16 protein-coding genes are annotated in these 17,764 nt (G+C 41.0%); 4 read left to right on the forward strand and 12 right to left on the reverse strand.

Annotated elements, in window-relative coordinates:
• Positions 1 to 15: 15 nt before the first annotated feature.
• The 7 genes from rpsD to PL8927_RS10730 form a co-directional block, all read right to left on the reverse strand.
• Complete coding sequence (rpsD, locus tag PL8927_RS10700) at positions 16 to 624, reverse strand: 30S ribosomal protein S4 (protein WP_083621011.1); 609 nt, start codon at positions 622 to 624, stop codon at positions 16 to 18.
• Positions 625 to 936: 312 nt separating this feature from the next.
• Entirely contained in the window at positions 937 to 1,170 is a 234-nt protein-coding gene (locus tag PL8927_RS10705) for a hypothetical protein (RefSeq protein ID WP_083621013.1), read from the reverse strand.
• Positions 1,171 to 1,350: 180 nt separating this feature from the next.
• A complete protein-coding gene (locus PL8927_RS10710) occupies positions 1,351 to 1,530 on the reverse strand; it encodes a type II toxin-antitoxin system VapC family toxin (protein WP_197047387.1) in 180 nt (59 codons plus the stop codon).
• Positions 1,512 to 1,727, reverse strand: a complete 216-nt coding sequence (locus tag PL8927_RS10715) for a hypothetical protein (protein ID WP_083621114.1) — start codon at positions 1,725 to 1,727, stop codon at positions 1,512 to 1,514. Before PL8927_RS10715 ends, PL8927_RS10710 begins: the two co-directional genes overlap by 19 nt.
• 24 nt (positions 1,728 to 1,751) lie before the next feature.
• The gene (locus PL8927_RS10720) at positions 1,752 to 1,946 is read right to left on the reverse strand and encodes a hypothetical protein (RefSeq protein WP_083621016.1); all 195 of its coding nucleotides are present in this window, start codon (positions 1,944 to 1,946) and stop codon (positions 1,752 to 1,754) included.
• Between the two features lie 183 nt (positions 1,947 to 2,129).
• Positions 2,130 to 2,342, reverse strand: a complete 213-nt coding sequence (locus PL8927_RS10725) for a hypothetical protein (protein WP_083621018.1) — start codon at positions 2,340 to 2,342, stop codon at positions 2,130 to 2,132.
• 5 nt (positions 2,343 to 2,347) lie between these two features.
• The gene (locus PL8927_RS10730; RefSeq protein ID WP_231505981.1) at positions 2,348 to 2,503 is read right to left on the reverse strand and encodes a hypothetical protein; all 156 of its coding nucleotides are present in this window, start codon (positions 2,501 to 2,503) and stop codon (positions 2,348 to 2,350) included.
• A 278-nt stretch (positions 2,504 to 2,781) separates the two neighbouring features.
• Here PL8927_RS10730 and PL8927_RS10735 point away from each other — a divergent pair, with 278 nt between their 5' ends.
• The 3 genes from PL8927_RS10735 to PL8927_RS10745 are packed head-to-tail and all read left to right on the forward strand — an operon-like array spanning position 2,782 to position 6,775.
• Positions 2,782 to 4,011 carry a DNA double-strand break repair nuclease NurA gene (locus PL8927_RS10735; protein WP_083621023.1) on the forward strand — a complete coding sequence of 410 codons (1,230 nt, stop codon included), beginning with the start codon at positions 2,782 to 2,784 and terminating at the stop codon, positions 4,009 to 4,011.
• An 11-nt stretch (positions 4,012 to 4,022) separates the two neighbouring features.
• A complete protein-coding gene (locus PL8927_RS10740) occupies positions 4,023 to 5,684 on the forward strand; it encodes an ATP-binding protein (protein ID WP_083621026.1) in 1,662 nt (553 codons plus the stop codon).
• The gene (locus tag PL8927_RS10745; RefSeq protein WP_083621029.1) at positions 5,684 to 6,775 is read left to right on the forward strand and encodes a Druantia anti-phage system protein DruA; all 1,092 of its coding nucleotides are present in this window, start codon (positions 5,684 to 5,686) and stop codon (positions 6,773 to 6,775) included. The genes PL8927_RS10740 and PL8927_RS10745 overlap by 1 nt, the downstream gene beginning before the upstream one ends.
• Before the next feature lie 145 nt (positions 6,776 to 6,920).
• On the opposite strand, the gene PL8927_RS10750 is transcribed toward PL8927_RS10745, so the two are convergent.
• Both PL8927_RS10750 and PL8927_RS10755 read right to left on the reverse strand, forming a co-directional pair.
• Complete coding sequence (locus PL8927_RS10750; RefSeq protein ID WP_083621032.1) at positions 6,921 to 7,271, reverse strand: type II toxin-antitoxin system PemK/MazF family toxin; 351 nt, start codon at positions 7,269 to 7,271, stop codon at positions 6,921 to 6,923.
• Entirely contained in the window at positions 7,264 to 7,455 is a 192-nt protein-coding gene (locus tag PL8927_RS10755; RefSeq protein ID WP_026786301.1) for a hypothetical protein, read from the reverse strand. Before PL8927_RS10755 ends, PL8927_RS10750 begins: the two co-directional genes overlap by 8 nt.
• A 239-nt stretch (positions 7,456 to 7,694) precedes the next feature.
• Between PL8927_RS10755 and PL8927_RS10760 the strand changes: the two genes are divergently transcribed.
• On the forward strand, positions 7,695 to 8,297 hold the full coding sequence (locus PL8927_RS10760; RefSeq protein WP_083621034.1) for a hypothetical protein: 603 nt from the start codon (positions 7,695 to 7,697) through the stop codon (positions 8,295 to 8,297).
• 86 nt (positions 8,298 to 8,383) lie between these two features.
• Here PL8927_RS10760 and PL8927_RS10765 read toward each other — a convergent pair whose 3' ends face one another.
• From PL8927_RS10765 to PL8927_RS10775, 3 genes are all read right to left on the reverse strand, one after another.
• Entirely contained in the window at positions 8,384 to 12,085 is a 3,702-nt protein-coding gene (locus PL8927_RS10765) for a beta strand repeat-containing protein (protein WP_083621037.1), read from the reverse strand.
• On the reverse strand, positions 12,013 to 13,806 hold the full coding sequence (locus PL8927_RS10770; protein ID WP_156093163.1) for a calcium-binding protein: 1,794 nt from the start codon (positions 13,804 to 13,806) through the stop codon (positions 12,013 to 12,015). Before PL8927_RS10770 ends, PL8927_RS10765 begins: the two co-directional genes overlap by 73 nt.
• Before the next feature lie 89 nt (positions 13,807 to 13,895).
• Positions 13,896 to 17,528: an Ig-like domain-containing protein gene (locus tag PL8927_RS10775; protein WP_083621044.1), complete on the reverse strand. Its 3,633-nt coding sequence runs from the start codon at positions 17,526 to 17,528 to the stop codon at positions 13,896 to 13,898.
• Positions 17,529 to 17,764 lie beyond the last annotated feature (236 nt).

Raw genomic sequence — 17,764 nt, forward strand, 5'->3', positions numbered from 1 at the left:
AACGGTGAGGAACTCTTAGGCTTGACGTGAATAATATTCAACCACTAACAGTTCGTTAATTTGTAAAGCCACCCATTCCCGTTCAATGACGCTATTTACCTTTGCAGTCAGTTGTGCTTTATCTAACTCCAGATGGCTAGGAACGTTGGCTAAACCGGGATATTGTAAATTGGCTTTTACCAGTTCACGGGATTTTTCAGTATTTCTGATCCCAATTAATTCGCCCGGTCTGCATTGATAACTCGGAATATTGACGCGATGACCATTAACGGTAACGTGACCATGACTGACCAACTGACGAGCCGATGGAATAGTAGGGGCCATTCCTAAACGGAAAATGGTATTATCCAAACGCATTTCCAGCAGTTGCAGCAACACTTGTCCAGTGGAACCGGAAGCGCGGCGAGCTTTACGGACATAACGTAACAGTTGACGCTCAGAAACACCGTAGTTATAGCGCAGTTTTTGTTTTTCTTCTAACCGGATCGCATATTCAGAACGCTTGCGACGAGCTTGACCATGTTGTCCAGGGGGATAGGCCTTTCTGGGGGTCTTCCGGGTTAATCCGGGTAAATCGCCCAAACGACGAACGATTCTCAGACGGGGGCCTCTATATCGAGCCATCTAACTTCTTCTCCGCATAAAATTTTTTGCACCAATCTTTTATTATAGTATGTATCCAATCAATATTTGATAGCTCGCCTTGCGCTTCTAGTACAGACTCGTCACCAGAAGCAAATCGCTCGTCCTAATACCAGTACCTCCTCAAATTTTGGGAGATGTCTCATGATCTATAGCAGTCCTAAATAGGTTGTAATATTTTATCGTAGGGGTGATGTCCCTCCAAACCCAGACATAAAGAGGGTTTGGAGGGACATCACCCCTACAGAATTTTTTCACAAATCATTTAGGATTGCTATAGTTTTTGAGTAATACTCAAACATGATCAGAAACAGTTTCCCCATATAAATACTGATCAATTTTCTCAGACCAATCTGGATTGCCTTGTAGCTGTAAAGATTGAGCGGTTTCAAGAAATGTTTTTGGGCGTTGTTCTTGAGGTAATATAGTTTCAACAATAATTCTCACCCTTGTACCTATATCCAGGTTTAAGGGAGATTCCAGTTGCAGGGATTTACCATCAAATATGGCATTAATTTCTTGAATCATAATAATTAAAATGCTCTCCAACCAGTTTTGTAATGATTTAGATTAATCCCATAATAGCATTTTTTAGAGACGCATATCGCGGGTTTCGGGTAACACAACAACCCGATGCTGAAACCGGGTTTCTTGATCAAGTCTCGGTTAGGATGCAGAAATCTTTAGTCCAACTTGTTCTTTCCCACTTTAAATATAGGCGTGACAGCCAAGCATTTGTTCGTGAAAGGTGACAATTGATACGGCAAAATCTGATAGTGAGTATTGAGCCATGCGTGTTGAAAGGTTGCTATAATCCTTCCCAGTTTGACGTTGAAGAATGCTCAGATGGTCTGTATCTAATAAATATTTCATAGCTCGTCTTCGCATTCAATTACAGACTCATCACCTTGACGAATTGCTCGTCCTAATACCAGTACCTCCTCAAAGGCTGGTTCATCTTTGAAAGACCCTGTAATTTGTTGTAGCCAATTTGTCGGTTGAGGATTTGCCACTTGTTTCTGCAATTCGGTAATTGCTGCTTCTACTGCTGCGATGCGTTCTTCTAAAGAGGTGTTGATTGCCATTTTAATTTCTCCTAATTTGACCATTCAATTTTCAAGAGACCAATCTGGATTGCCTTGTAACTGTAAAGATTGAGCGGTTTCAAGAAATGTTTTCGGGCGTTGTTCTTGAGGTAATATTGTTTCAACAATAACTTTTACCCTTGTACCTATATCCAGGTTTAAGGGAGATTCCAGTTGCAGGGATTTACCATCAAATATGGCATTAATTTCTTGAATCATAATAATTAAAATGCTCTCCAACCAGTTTTGTAATGATTTAGATTAATCCCATAATAGCATTTTTTAGAGAAGCATATCGCGGGTTTCGGGTAACACAACAACCCAATGCCGAAACCGGGTTTCTTGATCAAGTCTCGGTTAGGATGCAGAAACTAACGCAGAAACCCGATTTCTGGGTTAATTTTAAAGACAGGTAGCAAGAGCTTGTTGCAGGGGTTCTGATAACTCAATGGCCATGAAATAACGACTGGGGTATAGGTAGTCTTCTCCAGATTCATCAATGACGCGAATCATTTGATGATTGTTAGCTTTAGGATCGGGTAAAACTTGATAAATTTTGCGAATTTCTAAGGAAGCTGAATAATCTGTGTTATTGATGCAAACGACAAATTCCATATAGTTTACTCCAAAATATATTTGATCTTGAATTCTTTTTGACCGATTCCCTGGGCTTCATACCAGTGAATTTCTGCTTCACACATTGTCCCATCTTCGAGTTGAATAGTGGCGATACCTTTTAGCTTGCGCCAGCGTCCAGAGCCATAGTTTTTTTGCAATCGGTCGAGTTCTCGAATTGAGCGATTAACAGCAATGATTTCAATGTGATGAATTTCTCCTAAAATCTCAAATATAATTTTGGAGGGTTGGGATGTGCGAAACTGCCATCTCCGATGCTGTTGTCTCGTGATCTTTTAAGACTGAAAGCCGAGGAGTTGACAGACAACCTGTCTCGTGGTTAGATTGCAGGGCTGAATGTACAGAGCGATCGCGTGAATGTTGCGGTGGCGACTGTTACAATAGATTTTCTTTGGTATAAAACTATTACAAGTAAGATATGGCAGGAAAACAGATCCCCGATAGTGCTATCGAGCTAGTTGCTAAACACATCAATACCAGAAGTAATAAAGATCATGGTATTCCTGTGATTGGACATGAAGGGAATATACAAACGCCTCAAATCTTTGAAATTATTCAGTTTGACAAAATTGATGATAGCGATAGGAGGTTCTATGCGATAGATGGTAGCTACAACAGTGAGCAGTTTTATAATGGTCTAGCTATAGCAATTTATGCTGCTGGTTACATTTGCTTTCATCGAGGTAAGCAAATTAGGATGAATTCATCAGATGATCCTGTTGTATTAGGACAGGCATATTATCCCCAAAACATTTTAATCACCAATGAAAATCACTTAAATGCTATTTATGATGAATTTCTAAATTTAGATCCAGTAAAATATTTATTAAACTTTCTCAACGACTCACCAGAAAACATTTTTCCATACAAAAAAGAACAAATTTGTAAGAATTTATCAACTCTGCTGGGATTTTGTCAGGAAGTCCTAGAGATTGCACTGATTTTAGAGGTAATTAATCGCCCAGAAACAAAAGCTGGTGATTTTATTTTAAGAGATGGTACATTACGTCCTCTCCAAATAAAGCCGCAATACTTAGTAAACTTGGGAGAGTATGCTCATAAAAAACAGATAAAGATAGTCTCTGTGACTAAACAATCTCCACTTAAAATGGAACTGGCTTATACATTCAGACAAATTGATCATTATCTGCAAGATCAGCTTAAGCATGAGTATCCTTTTGTAGAAACAGACTTAAAACGCCAAAAACTCTGCTGCTGGTTTGAAATTCCAGATGTTGTTCTTAAAGCAGCATATGGTGATATGTTTATTAAAAAATCAATTAGTGGAGGAAGAGGATTTGGGCTATTTATGGCAGCTAGATTAGATTATGTAGAAAAGCTCCAAAACTATGACTGGCTTATAGCTGATGTGAATATTTTTGATGCCATGCCACAAATCCGAGCAGGCTCGTATGAAAGAGATAGGGAAGAACTTGAGTTAATATTTAAGGAGCTAACTCGGCTTACACAAGAACACTATATTCTTGGCTATCCCTACCCATTATGTGAAGTACATAATTTCATATCCTTGAAAAGAAATTTTAAAGATGAGATAATTGCTCGCCTTAAATACTCTCTTTATAAGGATCAAAGAATGGATAACGTCGATATTGAAAATTTATTTTTAGACACACACGACAGATTTTAGGCGCGAACACTATGAGAAAAGCAGATTTTGGCGTTTTATATGGGCAGAAAACCACTGAAGATGCCCTATTGATATACTCCTCCTATGAGGATGCTAAAGCTAGTCCACAAACTGGTGACTTTATTGTTCTGACGCCCAAAGATGAAGGAAATACCAAGTATCTTGCTAGGGTCGAAGCAGAAATTTATGATGAAGATCCTATCTTTAAGTCGCAGGAAAAAACATTAGTAGCAGTACATTATGCTCGAATTGCAGAAAGAGAACTTTCTGAGCGAGACAAACAGAAAATGTTCAGTTACACCTACAAAGTTCGGATTTTAGGAACATTTACAGATAGCGGCTCTACCATTGCTTTCACAACGGCTGTTAGGAAATTGCCCACAGTTTCTTATATTGCAAGACATCTAAACAAACGCGAAATAGAGTCAATTCTCAATAAAACCAATGAAAATGGTGCTGAAATTGGATATCTTTGTGTAGGAGAAACTATTTTTAAGGACAAGGGGCCTATTCTTTTCCAAATTGATAAATTGCGTAACAAACGCACGATGGTATTTGCTCAATCAGGTTTTGGAAAAACTAATCTTGTTAAGGTACTGCTTTACCATATGACTCGTGATAATTCCTATGGAAAGTTGATTTTTGATTTGAACGGCGAGTATTTTTTGCGTGGCACAGCTACCTATGGATTAGGAGATATCAATGAAAGTTCAATCCGCGATAATGTTGTCGTGTATACCGACAAAAAGTTACCAGAAACTTATAAAGAACAGAATCGATTTATTTCCGGTGGCAAAGTTACGCTCAATATGCACAGGCACTTAGCAGTAGGGGATATATTGAATTTTGGTGGTGGTTTTTCTGAAGTAATGAAAGCCTTTCTTCTATACCTTGATGAAGATGGTGTATCTAACTTTATTGAAAATATTGATGACTATGTTCACACTCCAAGCAATCTTTATCGAGACTTTTCTGATTTCTTTGGTGAGCAAAAAAAAGATAGAAATGGCAACATTAAAGAAGATGTTTCTGCCCGAAAAACAATTATGGCGATACGAAAAAGGATTCGTCATTTAATTGATGAAGGTAATTTACATTCTGGTAAATCTAATCTTATAGAAGATGTATTCACATATTTAAAGCAAGGAAAGACTGTCATCATTGACCTATCGCTAAAAGATAACATGGATGCCAGTATTATTTCTACTATTCTGGTTCGCAAATTGTTTGAAAGTAACAAAGAAAAATTTACATCAGATGAACCAGAAGAAGTTGTCAATGCCGTTATATTTGTAGAAGAAGCCCAAAATGTTTTATCTCAGGAATTTGTTAAGAGTAATGCCAATCCATTTGTTAGAGTTGCCAAAGAAGGACGCAAATTTGGGTTGGGATTAGTCGCTGTAACACAACGTCCATCTGCTATCTCTGATGAAATTAGAACCCAAGCCGAAAATTTCTTTGCTTTTCATATGGGAAATTCTGACGATATTAAGGCACTGGTAAAGTCTAATATCAATTATGATGGGGTGATATCAAACTTTATTCAGCGTGAGACAATTGCGGGTAATCTCTATATGGTTTCATCTGATCAAGCTTTCGCCCTTCCTGTACGAGTAACGGAATTTGAAAAGCTCGTAGAATCAAAAGTTTATAAAGAATCTAAATTTAATTAATGGAAAATAATGATTTTTGTACAATTGATCAGAAACTCCTGATTAAAGAACAGATTATCCAAAACCTAGAAGATTATGGAGTTTTTTGGGATCGAGACAATCAAAAAATCATTGTAAATGACCCCAATGATTTTAGAGAAGTCCAAAGAAAACTCTCTGAACAAACCAACTTAAAGGGTAAAGAATATAAAGAAAAAGTTCAGAAGTATTTAGCAGAACCTTCAGATATTAATATATCTAAAATAGATCCATATCTTGTTCTTGTTGAACCCATAGCAGAACATCAAAGATTATGGGCGTATGCTATATCTCACTGGTCGATACCCGTTACAAATGGTTATGGTCGGCGGATTAGATATTTTGTTTTTGATAGCCAAAATCATAAATTGATCGGGATTATTGGACTTTGTGACCCTGTAATTGGTCTAGGAGTACGAGATGAAAATTCTATTAATTGGACAAAAAATCAGAAATTGAAACGACTTTATAATTGCATGACAGCCTATATTTTAGGAGCTATTCCTCCATACAATCGAGTGCTTGCCTCAAAATTAGTTGCTCTTGCTGTAATGTTTCCAACAGTTCGTCAAGACTTTTATAGAAAATATAAGAATAAATCTTCTCTTATTACAGGAGAAAACAAAAAATCTGATCTTATTTATATTGATACTTTAGGAGCCTTTGGGAAATCAGCAATCTATAATCGTTTGATTAACTGGGAATTTGTTGATTATACTAAAGGTCAAAGTCATCTTCATATAACAGCAAATGGAAGTTGGGAACTAATTAAGCAAGTTGTACCACCAGATATTTTTGAAACATACAAATTTGGAAAGGGGCCAAATTGGAAAATGCGTATATTAAAAAGGGGACTAAGAGAACTTGGGTTATCAACAGATATGTTAAGCATTGGTTGGCAGAGAGCATACTATCGTTGTCCATTAGCAGAAAACTGGAATGAATATTTATTAGGAGAGACAGATTCTGTTGTCTGGCGAAAATTTACACAAAAAGACTTAGTAACTTATTGGCATCAAAGATGGGTTAATCCCAGAATGGATGTACTACAAGGTAAACTAGATGAGGAGTAACCCTAATCTTTATAGTGTACCGCACCCCTTCACACCAAAACCTTATATGTGGGATCAGCCAGAATTCGCTCATCAAACTCCATATTTTCCCATTAAAGATAGGAGAAATGACGCAATCGCGCAGCCTCGTGTAGCACATATCGCCTCACGTCATCGAGGGATCTTCGCCAGAATCCATATCCTCAAATCCTAACCAGAAAAGCAAAGCCTCTTCGACTTGTGCTAACTGCTCTGAGTTTAATTCGCCCAGTTTCCTTAGTAGCTTCGCGTGAGGAATTGTGATGATATTCTGAACATCGAACACTCCGGGCTTCAGGAATCTGGCTTTGACATCTACCTCAAAGCGTGAACCTCTTGGGCTTGTAGTATGAGGTATTAGAGTCGCTAACGCTCGATCCTGGTTGAGAGCCCGGATACTAACCACTAAGCATGGTCTAACTTTTGCCACATAGCCCAGATCGACAAGCCAAACTTCGCCACGATCAGGACTATTCATAATCAATTTCTTGTTGATCTAATGCTAAGAATAATTCTTCAGCATTTAAGATAAAGTCTTCATCTGTCAATGGTGGAAAGTCAAAATGGACGAGCCGCCTCAAGATTTCTAGCCCAATCTCAAGTTGCTCTGCGTCAGCCAACCTATCAAAAGTATTAAGAATCTCTTGAGCTAAGGCCGTCATAGTTTTTCACTCCTCTAATGAGTAAAGCATTGTGACTAAACTCCTTGATTAATTTTACTGCAAACCCCAAAGGATCGTGCCTTTGCCGTGGGCTTCATACCAGTGAATTTCTGCTTCACATCCATACGAGCAAAAGAATCACGCTGCATTCACGCCAGGGAGTGTTAAAGATGATCTTGATCAACTATCAACGGTCAACGGCTAACCCATGATATCATTGTGCAAAACTTGAAATGGCTATGAATTCTTCTATTGTGATGTTTTCTGGATTAAAAAAAGCACTGCTGACCAACCTCCCACGACATCGGCGTTGGTTATCCGTAGTGGCGACAGTAAGTTTGTTTCCGTTGTTTGTCTCCGTTGCTCCGGCATCGGCTTTTCCGTCCTTCGTATTAATTCGGCGACAGGACTATAGAAACTGTACTCAACAGTTAACTGAAGCCGGACTGTCTATTGAATTAGCAACTCAAGGCTGTGGAATGGCTGCTAGACCTAGAAATATGGGGTATTGTGTCACCCAAATGCAAAAAAATGTGGCTGCTTTACCCGTAGAACAAATATTAGGAAGTTGTCTCCAGGTCAGACGCCCCGATGAATTAGCAAATTGTGTGGTCAATATTAACAGAAATGTTACTGCATCTGATCCCTTGAATGTTCTCGATAGTTGTCGTCGGAGTGTATTACCCGAAAACTTATCTTATTGTGTTGTTGGCATGGTTGAAGCTAATACTAATCTAGCTGTTGATCAATTATTGAGAACCTGTTTAACTCCTCCTGAAAATGTTGTGGAGTTACAAAAGGAAGATTCCATTGAGTTGAAATTAGATACACCTGCTCAATAATATAGCAGGGAATAGGGAACAGGGAACAGGGAACAGGGAACAGATTATTTCTCTATTCTCTATTCCCATTTTTCCAATTTTAAGGATTAGAACAGAATAATATCATCTGAATTCAATGTTGTTACTCCTGTAACTCCCTCTAATTTAGCTAGAATTTGAGAATCATTTCCTGATGTATTATCGCCATTAGCATCATAAATTAAATAAGTATTCTGGCCATTATCAAAAGCAAATAGACTGGGATTATTTCCAGGTAAGACATTCGTTGAAACATTCGTTTGTACAGTCGTCAGGATATTAGCAACATCCGCAATTAAACTCGTCGATATGCTAATTTGATCTCCTCCAATCTGACCCAAAACTTCAAAATTGTTAATAGAATCATATAAACCACTGCCAATTTGAGAACTAATTGCAGTTCCCACCGCATTAAACCCGATACCTCCTCCATCAAGTGCATCACTATAAATAAACAGGTCTGTTTCTCCTAAACTACCCGTCAAACTATCGCGTCCTAAACCCCCAAACAGGTTATCTTGTCCCGCACCTCCATCGAGAGTGTCGTTTCCGCTTCCTCCCGATAAACTGTCATTACCCTCATTTCCCCGCAGGGTGTCATTCCCCTCCAGACCCACCAGGGTATCATTTCCTACCAGACCATTAAGGTTATCGCTGAGACTGCCTCCGGTCACGGAGTTAGGGTTATTATCAGCAACGGGTAACAGGTTAATCGTAATATTAGCAGTGGCTGTTCCTCCTTTACCGTCACTGATGATGTAGTTGAAACTATCCACTGGCTCAGTTCCGGGGAGACGAGTATACTGAACAAGCGACCCACTTTGAGTCACTAACCCTTGTGCTGTGGAAAGATTATCTACTGAGGTCAACGTCAGAACATCTCCATCCAAGTCACTATCGTTATCTAGGGGAGAAATCGAGAATTGGATGCTATTGTTAGTAAAAATTGGGCCGTCATTCACAGCAACAGGTAGATCATTAACCGCCGTAATATTCACCGTAACGGTTTGACTAACCGTAGGATTTTCACTATCACTGACACTATATAAAAATACTCCGGCTGCACCATTAATATTAGGTTGGGGGACAAATTCTAACTGACTAATTTCCGCACTGGTTAAGGTTTGACCAATAATAATGGAGTTGGTTTGACCTGTAATACGGATGATTCCTTTACTGCTATCAGGAATATTATTAACGGTAATAATTAACGGGTCATTATTGGGATCAACTGGGGATGAAATTCCTAAATTTGTAATCACATCTTCAGTAATATTAACGGTCGTATTCCCTTGAACTACTGGAGGAAGATTTAAGCCAGCAATTCCAGCAAAGTCATTAACATCAAGGGTTGTCACGCCATTAACGTTGTCTAATTTTGCTAAAATTCGAGAATCATTCCCCGTTGTATTATCACCATTGCCATCATAAATCAGGTAAGTGCTAGTGCCATCATTAAAGGCAAATAGACCGGGGCTTGTTCCCGGAATTACATCTCCAGTAATATTGGTTTGTACCGTTGTGGCAATGTTAGCAAAAGATTGAATTACCGTTGTAGCAAAATTAATTTTATCGCCGATCGCAGCGCCTAATCCTTCAAAATCCGTAATGGTATCATATAAATTACCTCCAATTAAGGATTTTATCTCGGTATTAGAACTCGCATTAAAACCCGATCCGCCTCCGTCATCAGCACTGGTATAACGGAATTGGTCGCTTCCTGCATTTCCCGTCATGGTATCCGGTGTTAAATCGCCTTGGAGCGTATCCTCTCCAATTCCTCCCTGTAACAGATCTGTTCCGCTTCCACCGGATAAACTGTCGTTACCATCATTTCCTCGCAGGCTGTCATTCCCGCCCAAACCTATCAGGGTATCATTTCCTCCCAAACCATTGAGATTATCGCCAAAATTGCCTCCGGTTACGGAGTTAGGGTTATTATCAGCAACAGGTAACAATTCAATATTAATCTGACCCGTGGCCGTTCCTCCTTGACCATCACTGATACTGTAGTTGAAACTATCAACTCCGGTATTATTTCCCAGACGGGTGTACTGAACGAGCGACCCACTTTGAGTGACTAACCCTTGCGCTACGGGAGGATTATCCACTGAAGTCAATGTTAGAACATCTCCATCGGGGTCAGTATCATTGGCTAAGGGAGAAATCGGGAATTGGATGCTATTGTTGGTGAAAATTGGGCCATCGGTAACGGCAACGGGAGGCTGATTTAAAGCACTTACTGTAATTGTACTAGCCGCCGTATTACTATTATCCGTTCCATCATTCACTTGAACCTGTACCGTCCGGGTTGTGGTGTTCGGAGGATTAGCTGTATTATTATAAACAACTTGTCCAATAGCGGTTTGATAAGCGGCTAGTGAGGCATTCCCCGTTAAGGTTAAAATTCCGGTGGTGCTGTTATAACTACTGGCGGTAATACCCATTGGTAACACACCATTGACCGCTAAACTTTCCGCACTGCCATTGAGTGCATTTGTTAAAGTAACTGTGGCTGACTCGATGGTGGTATTGTCTGCATCCGTAATCAGAATATTAGTTCCAGTGGCGATCGCAACAGCAGGTTGTCCTTGCTCAAAGGACGCCTCGGTATTATTTCCGGCTTGAGTACCATCTAGGTCTAAGGTTGGGGGTTGATTCGGCTGATTAATACTAATCGTACTAGAAGTTGTTTGGGGGCCACCACTACCTGTATTACCATTATCCGTTGTTACTATTTGGATCGTCGCCGAGGTATCAAAGGATGAAGGAGGCGCGAAGGTTAAACCATCAAGAGCCGTATTAATATTTTCAAGACGACCTACCAAAGTAACTAGCGTTGTTCCATCCCCAGAAATTTCCACATTATCCTGTATTGTCCCCAAAGTTAATGTTCCGGTACTAGCTGTTAAGTTAACTTGAACAGGATTACCATCAACATCGGGGTCACTAATCAAAATTTGATTATTATCCGCTTGACTAAATACTATCGGTTGGCTACCATTAGCTGTTTGTGACTCTGGAACTGTATTTACGGGAGGATCATTGACCGCATCAACGGTAATCGTACTAATTGCAATATTGCTATCACTATTATTATCCGCAACAACTACATCAATAACTCGATTTTCCGTATTCGGATTTTGAGAAATATTACTATAAACAACTTGAGAAAGTGCGGCTTCATAACTAGAAATTGGGGCTGTTCCTGTTAGAAGAATAATTCCCGTTTCGGGATCATAAGTTCCAGCAGTAATCCCTGACGGTAAAGTTCCTTGTATCGATAAACCTTCTACTTCACCATCGGGAATATTGGTTAAAGTAATCGTTGCTGAAGTCAGATCCGTATCATCCGCATCAATAATACTAACACTTCCAGTAATCGCTACAGGAGTTGTACCTTCGATAAAAACAGTAGTATAATTCCTGCCCAGTTGAGAACTACTGAGATCTAAAATCGGACGCTCATTCACTGACACTACATCAACTGTAACTGTTGCTGTTCCCGTTGCGCCATTATCATCTCGGATTTGATATTCAAACGTATCAAAACCGGAAAAGTTTTCATCAGGAGTATAAGAAATAACTCCAATATTTTGATTTAAACTGGTTCTTCCATTTGGAGGTTGAGTAATACCTGTCACCGAAAGCAGTCCAACCCCTGTATCATTGCTGGTGATTGTACTGGAAGGAATCTCTAACAAACTATTCTGGAAACCCGATACCGTATCATTTTCAGCCTGTAAAATTGCGGGAGTTGGAGGCTCCACAGGAGGTGGAGTCGGTTGAGATGGAGTGGGTGTTGGTGGGGTTGTGGGTGAGGTTGTCGGTGTTGGGNTGGTGGCGTTGTTGGCGGAAGAGGAGCAGTGGGGTCAAGAACAAAGTTAGATTCACTTAAAATACTGGCATTAACTCCCTGTAAGATGGCTAAAAATTCACCTGTATTTTTATCTTTAATAATCGTATTACTAGCATTGGAAGCTTGACCTTGGGAGATTTCGAGATCTTGGAATGTGAGTCCTCCAGATAGCCCAAGCTGATCATTGGTAGTAAAATCCGTAACAATATCCGCTAATTCAACGCTTGTTCCCCCTGTAGTTCCTGTAATAAAACTACCCCCATTGGGAGCTTGAGTAATCACATAACCGAAAACAAAAATATCATCCCCTGCACCTCCTGTCAGGGTGTCTACTCCGGCTTCTCCGGCTAATAAATCATTCCCGTCATCACCGGATAAGAAATCTCGACCTTTACCGCCATTAAGAATATCTTCCCCCGCACCTCCATACAAATTATCCGCCCCAATATCCCCATTCAGAACATCATCTCCCGCATTCCCAAACAGTTGATCATTATCATCTCCTCCAGAAACAGTATCATTCCCTAAATCGCCATAGAGAACATCAACTCCCTGACCCCCGACTAAACTATCATCATCTCCGCCGCCAAAAAGTTGATCATTTCCAACGTCTCCACTCAGGAAGTCCTGACCGGAATTTCCAAATAAAACATCATCTCCGTCTCCGCCGATGACGCTATCGTTACCCAGTTCACCGGATACGGTATCATTGCCTTTATCTCCGTAGAGCAGGTCATCTTCCCCCCCGCCTCGAAGACTATCATTACCTTGGCCACCATACAGACTATCAGCCCCGACTCCACCATTTAAGGTATCATTATCTTTATCTCCAAAAGCCAGATCATTCCCTGAATCACCGAAGATCAAATCATCCCCTTGACCTCCCCGCAGACAATCATCATCGGTGCCTCCTACAATGGCATCATTCCCTTCATTGCCATTAATTTGATCTAATCCAGCATCTCCTTGTAGGAGATCATTGCCTCCCAAACCAAAGATACTATCATTTCCCTCTAACCCAGAAATTGTATCATTTTGATTACTTCCTAGAATCGTATCATCGGCTTCTGTCCCTGACCCCGCCCCTTGAATTACGATGGGTTGGGGTTCAGTTTCGCCGGGAGTCGGTGTCGGTGTGGGAGTTGGTGTGGTTGTGGGAGTTGGTGTAGTTGTGGGAGTTGGTGTGTCTGTAGGAGTCGGAGTCGTGGGAGTTGGTGCAGTTGTAGTGGTGGGAGTGGGAGTTGGGGTTTCCGTCGTAAATCCATCGGGAATAAAAATCACACTTCCGGCTGGCCCCGATTGAATTTCTCCTGTTGTTAGACCATCTAGGCTTTGAAATTGACCCGTTTCTGTTTCGGCTAAATAGATGGGTGTATTGGTTTCAATTGATATGGCTTCTAAAATAGGTTCATCCGGTACAAAGATCACTCCTCCAGTAGCACCAGGTAAAGTTGTTCCGAGTCCATTAGAAAGGGGGAGTAAAGCTTGAACGTCTGCGGGAAATGTTTCAAATTTGTCATCAAAAGTTCTGGGAAAAATTAAAATTGTATCTCCAGTATTATACAGACCATTACTAGGAGAAATTCTTAAGGCTAAAGTCGCAGGGGTTGTATTGATAATAGAACTTGTCATAAGGGGAATGTTAACTGTTGACTGTTGACTGTTGACTGTTGACTGTTGACTCTTCACCCGAAACCCGAAACCCGAAACCCGAAACCTGCTTAGATAATTACAAAATCACTAGGCCCAATTAAGGTACTAATGTTGCTTGTTTGTGGGTCGATAGAAGGTAAAATCCCTAAATCAAAAGCAGGGAGACTATCATCACTTAAATTTGGATCATAGCCCATAACATAAGCACCCGGAAACCCGGCATAAGATAAGTTATTGCGATAGACAAAGAAAGCGGCTGTATCACTGGAGCCTTTTTGATTTTTTAAGGCAGCATTCACCGCTTGAATATTATCAAATGTATCTTGGAAGATGATCACTTGTTTATTACTAATATCATCACCTTCGGAGCCGACATTTGAAATAATAATTCCCTGTAAAGGAACAACCGTTCCTTCTGCTGTGGTAAAACCAGGGAAACCTAGAGAACTAAACAGGAATCGATCATCACCATTCAGATTAAATTCTGTGATCACATCAACCCCTTCTGCTGGAGCTAAATAGTAGTAGGAATTATTGCCTACATTTCCAATTAAACTATCAGCCCCTCCGCCCCCAGCTAAGGTATCATCATCTTCACCGCCAAAGATTGTGTCATTACCAGCATCCCCAAAGATGAGATCATTTCCAATTCCCCCAAACAAACTATCTAAGCCATCTCCAGCATAGATAGTATCTTCCCCAAGATCACCGACAATGGAGTCATTTCCCGCATCCCCAAAGATGGAATCATCTCCAGTTCCCGCTAAAACCGTATCTGCACCTTCACCACTACTGAGGGTATCGTCTCCCTCGCCCCCAATAATAGAATCGTTCCCATCGCCACCAAATACGGTGTCACTATTCTCTCCGGCATCGATAGTATCGTTATCTGCACCACCGAGCACTAAGTCTCGACCGACTCCGGCGAAAATCAGGTCTTGTCCGTCTTCTCCATAGAGGGAATCATCTCCGGCGTTTCCGGTCAGGGAGTCGTTTCCAGTGCCTCCTAAGAGGGTATCGTTACCAATACCACTAATCAGAATGTCATCATTATTACCACCGGAGAGTAAATTACTATCATCTCCAGCAACTAAGGTGTCATTCCCATCTTCTCCTAACAAGGTATTGCGACCTGCACCACCATCGAGAGAGTCATTTCCTTGACCTCCAAATAGAGAATCATTCCCGATTTGACCTAGGAGAATATCATCTTCTTCGTCGCCTTGGAGGACATCATCTCCTTCTCCACCATCGAGAGAATCTAGTCCACTTCCCCCCTGTAAAACATCTCGGTTGCCTTCACCTAAAAGGGTATCATTTCCAGCAAATCCTCTGATATTTTCACTTAAACCACTACCCGTAATTAAATCATTGCCGTCCGTACCCGAAATAATATCATCAACAATGGTAATACTAAACGCATTCTGAGTTGTCGTGCCAATATTATCGGTGAGAACAAAAACGAAATCATCTCCCCCTGATACATTTCGAGAATTATATTGAATGGAACCGTTATCAATATTTTCTTGAGTAAACCTCTCTCCGGCATTAATCACTTGAGGTGTAGACCCAATAATTTGTAAATTCCCTAAGTCGGGTTCTTGAGTAATTTGGTAAAAAATTTCATTGAGTGGGTTATCGGGGTCTGTTGCCAGGAGATTTTTAGATGTAATATTTTCAAAATCATTAATCGCCAGAATAATCCCATTATTAACTAATAATGTGGGAGGAATATTAACGTTAATTGTGACTTGACCTGTAGCAGTTAAGCCATAACTATTTTGAATGGTATAACTAAAGGTTTCTGGCCCTGTAAAACCGGGGTTGGGGGTGAAGGTAATATTTCCTCCACTAGAAATCGAAACACTACCATTGGCAACTGTCCCGGTACTGACTAAGGTTAATTGACTTCCTTGGGGGTCACTATCATTGGCTAATACGTTAAAGCTGACTGAACCATCGGGAGTCCGTTTTACGGTGTCATTTTGGGCAATAGGTGGCTGTAAGGGTGGAGTTGTTGGGGTAGGTGGAGTTGTTGGGGTAGGTGGAGTTGTTGGGGTGGGAGTTGTTGGTGTGGGTGGAGTTGTTGGGGTGGGAGTTGTTGGGGTGGGTGGAGTTGTTGGAGTGGGGGTTGTTGGAGTTGGGGTTGTTGGTGTGGGTGGAGTTGTTGGAGTTGGAGTTGTTGGGGTAGGTGTGGGAATGGGAATAATTGTACCGGAAATGGGAGTAAAACTATCTGCGGTAATGGTGCTACTATCGACACCAATTAAAACAGCAATATAATCTCCCTCACTGCCGTTTCTAATAATAGTATTCCCGGCATTTTCACTACTTTGACTAATAAATAAATCACTAAATTGTAAACCCCCCGCTAAACCAATGCGATCGCCCAGTTCAAAATCATTAACAATTTGAGCTTCTTCTAAACTAGCTCCGCCACTTTCAGTGGTCATCACAAAAATATCATTTCCTGAGCCTCCGGTCAGGGTATCGACACCTAAACCCCCAAACAGAAAGTCATCGCCTGTTTCACCAGAAATTTGGTCATCGCCTTCGCCCCCAAATCCGGTATCATTTCCCGTACCGCCAAATATTGTATCGTTGCCTAAGTTACCTTGTAGACTATCAGCGCCATCATTGCCAAAAATTAGGTCTTCTTCTTCGCCCCCAAAAACCGTATCGTTTCCCACATCACCCCAAAGAACATCGCTACCTTTATCGCCAAAAACCAGATCATTACCATCCCCTCCCCTAACACTATCTGACCCTTGACCGCCATAAACGCTATCATTGCCTAGACCGCCGATCACGGTATCGTTACCCAGTTGTCCTAAGCCCGTATCATCTCCTTCACTACCATCGAGGAAATCATTATCCTTGCCGCCATTAAGTTCGTCGTTACCTTCTCCTCCGGTGAGGCTATCGTTTCCTTCGTTTCCGTAGAGGGTATCATTGCCTTCATCCCCTCGGAGTTCATCATTTCCGGCTAAACCAAAGATGGTATCATCGCCATCTAAACCGTTGATCACATCATTTCCAGAGGAGCCTGTAATATAATCGCTGGTTTCTGTTCCTTGTCCAATGCCTTCAATAATAATCGGTCGATTTCCCGGTAATACTTGAATAAACACTTGAGCCGGGGCGGTTCCATCTGTAATGGTATAACTAAAACTATCTGTGCCAAAGAAATTCGGGTCGGGAGTGTAGGTAAAAATTCCTCCCCCGTTAAATACTAAGGTTCCGTTTGTCGTTGAGCTAAACTGACCTAGGGTGATACTCGTTGCACTGACCCCAGGAACAGTATCGTTTTCGAGAACATTAAAAAAGGTGGCTTGTCCCAAGTCCGTCTGAAAAAAGTCATTATTAGCAATGGGAGCGGGATTTGTCCCGCCACTTCCCGAAGGTGTGGGAGTTGGGGTTGTGGGAGTTGGAGTTGTGGGAGTTGGAGTTGTTGGAGTTGCTGGAGTGGGAGTCGGGGATGTGGTTGGGGTCGGAGATGTAGTTGGAGTTGGGGTTGTGGGAGTTGGCGCTGGGGGATTTTGAGGGACAAAGATGACTTCACCATTAGCACCCGGTAAGGTTTCCCCGACTAACCCCGTGAAGCTTTGAAACACACCCGGAAGTTCCGTTGGAAAGATTAAGAGGACTTCCTCAGTGTTAATTACTTGAGCCCTAACGGTATTAATTGCTGCACTTGTCATTTCTTAGTCTCCTCATGAATAAACCCAAGCGATTAAATGAAACTTTTACACCCCGACCCAGGATTAAGTATAATATTCCCAAAAGAGTCGCTGATACTAACATCAATTCCTAAAAATTTATAGCATTAATCCCTCCCTCTTGTGGACAGTATAACTAACTTCGTTATTAATATCATGATTATAGATGGCCGCAATTTCAAAAATGATCAAGCCTCCTTTCGGAAGCCTTAAAAAAA

Origin of the sequence: Planktothrix serta PCC 8927 (genome assembly GCF_900010725.2) — a bacterium.
GTDB lineage: Bacteria > Cyanobacteriota > Cyanobacteriia > Cyanobacteriales > Microcoleaceae > Planktothrix > Planktothrix serta.

Coding starts and splice junctions, on each gene's coding strand:
- rpsD (WP_083621011.1), bottom strand. CDS start 624: ATGGCTCGATATAGAGGCCCCCGTCTGAGAATCGTTCGTCGTTTGGGC.
- PL8927_RS10705 (WP_083621013.1), bottom strand. CDS start 1,170: ATGATTCAAGAAATTAATGCCATATTTGATGGTAAATCCCTGCAACTG.
- PL8927_RS10710 (WP_197047387.1), bottom strand. CDS start 1,530: ATGCGAAGACGAGCTATGAAATATTTATTAGATACAGACCATCTGAGC.
- PL8927_RS10715 (WP_083621114.1), bottom strand. CDS start 1,727: ATGGCAATCAACACCTCTTTAGAAGAACGCATCGCAGCAGTAGAAGCA.
- PL8927_RS10720 (WP_083621016.1), bottom strand. CDS start 1,946: ATGATTCAAGAAATTAATGCCATATTTGATGGTAAATCCCTGCAACTG.
- PL8927_RS10725 (WP_083621018.1), bottom strand. CDS start 2,342: ATGGAATTTGTCGTTTGCATCAATAACACAGATTATTCAGCTTCCTTA.
- PL8927_RS10735 (WP_083621023.1), top strand. CDS start 2,782: ATGGCAGGAAAACAGATCCCCGATAGTGCTATCGAGCTAGTTGCTAAA.
- PL8927_RS10740 (WP_083621026.1), top strand. CDS start 4,023: ATGAGAAAAGCAGATTTTGGCGTTTTATATGGGCAGAAAACCACTGAA.
- PL8927_RS10745 (WP_083621029.1), top strand. CDS start 5,684: ATGGAAAATAATGATTTTTGTACAATTGATCAGAAACTCCTGATTAAA.
- PL8927_RS10750 (WP_083621032.1), bottom strand. CDS start 7,271: ATGAATAGTCCTGATCGTGGCGAAGTTTGGCTTGTCGATCTGGGCTAT.
- PL8927_RS10755 (WP_026786301.1), bottom strand. CDS start 7,455: ATGACGGCCTTAGCTCAAGAGATTCTTAATACTTTTGATAGGTTGGCT.
- PL8927_RS10760 (WP_083621034.1), top strand. CDS start 7,695: ATGAATTCTTCTATTGTGATGTTTTCTGGATTAAAAAAAGCACTGCTG.
- PL8927_RS10775 (WP_083621044.1), bottom strand. CDS start 17,528: ATGACAAGTGCAGCAATTAATACCGTTAGGGCTCAAGTAATTAACACT.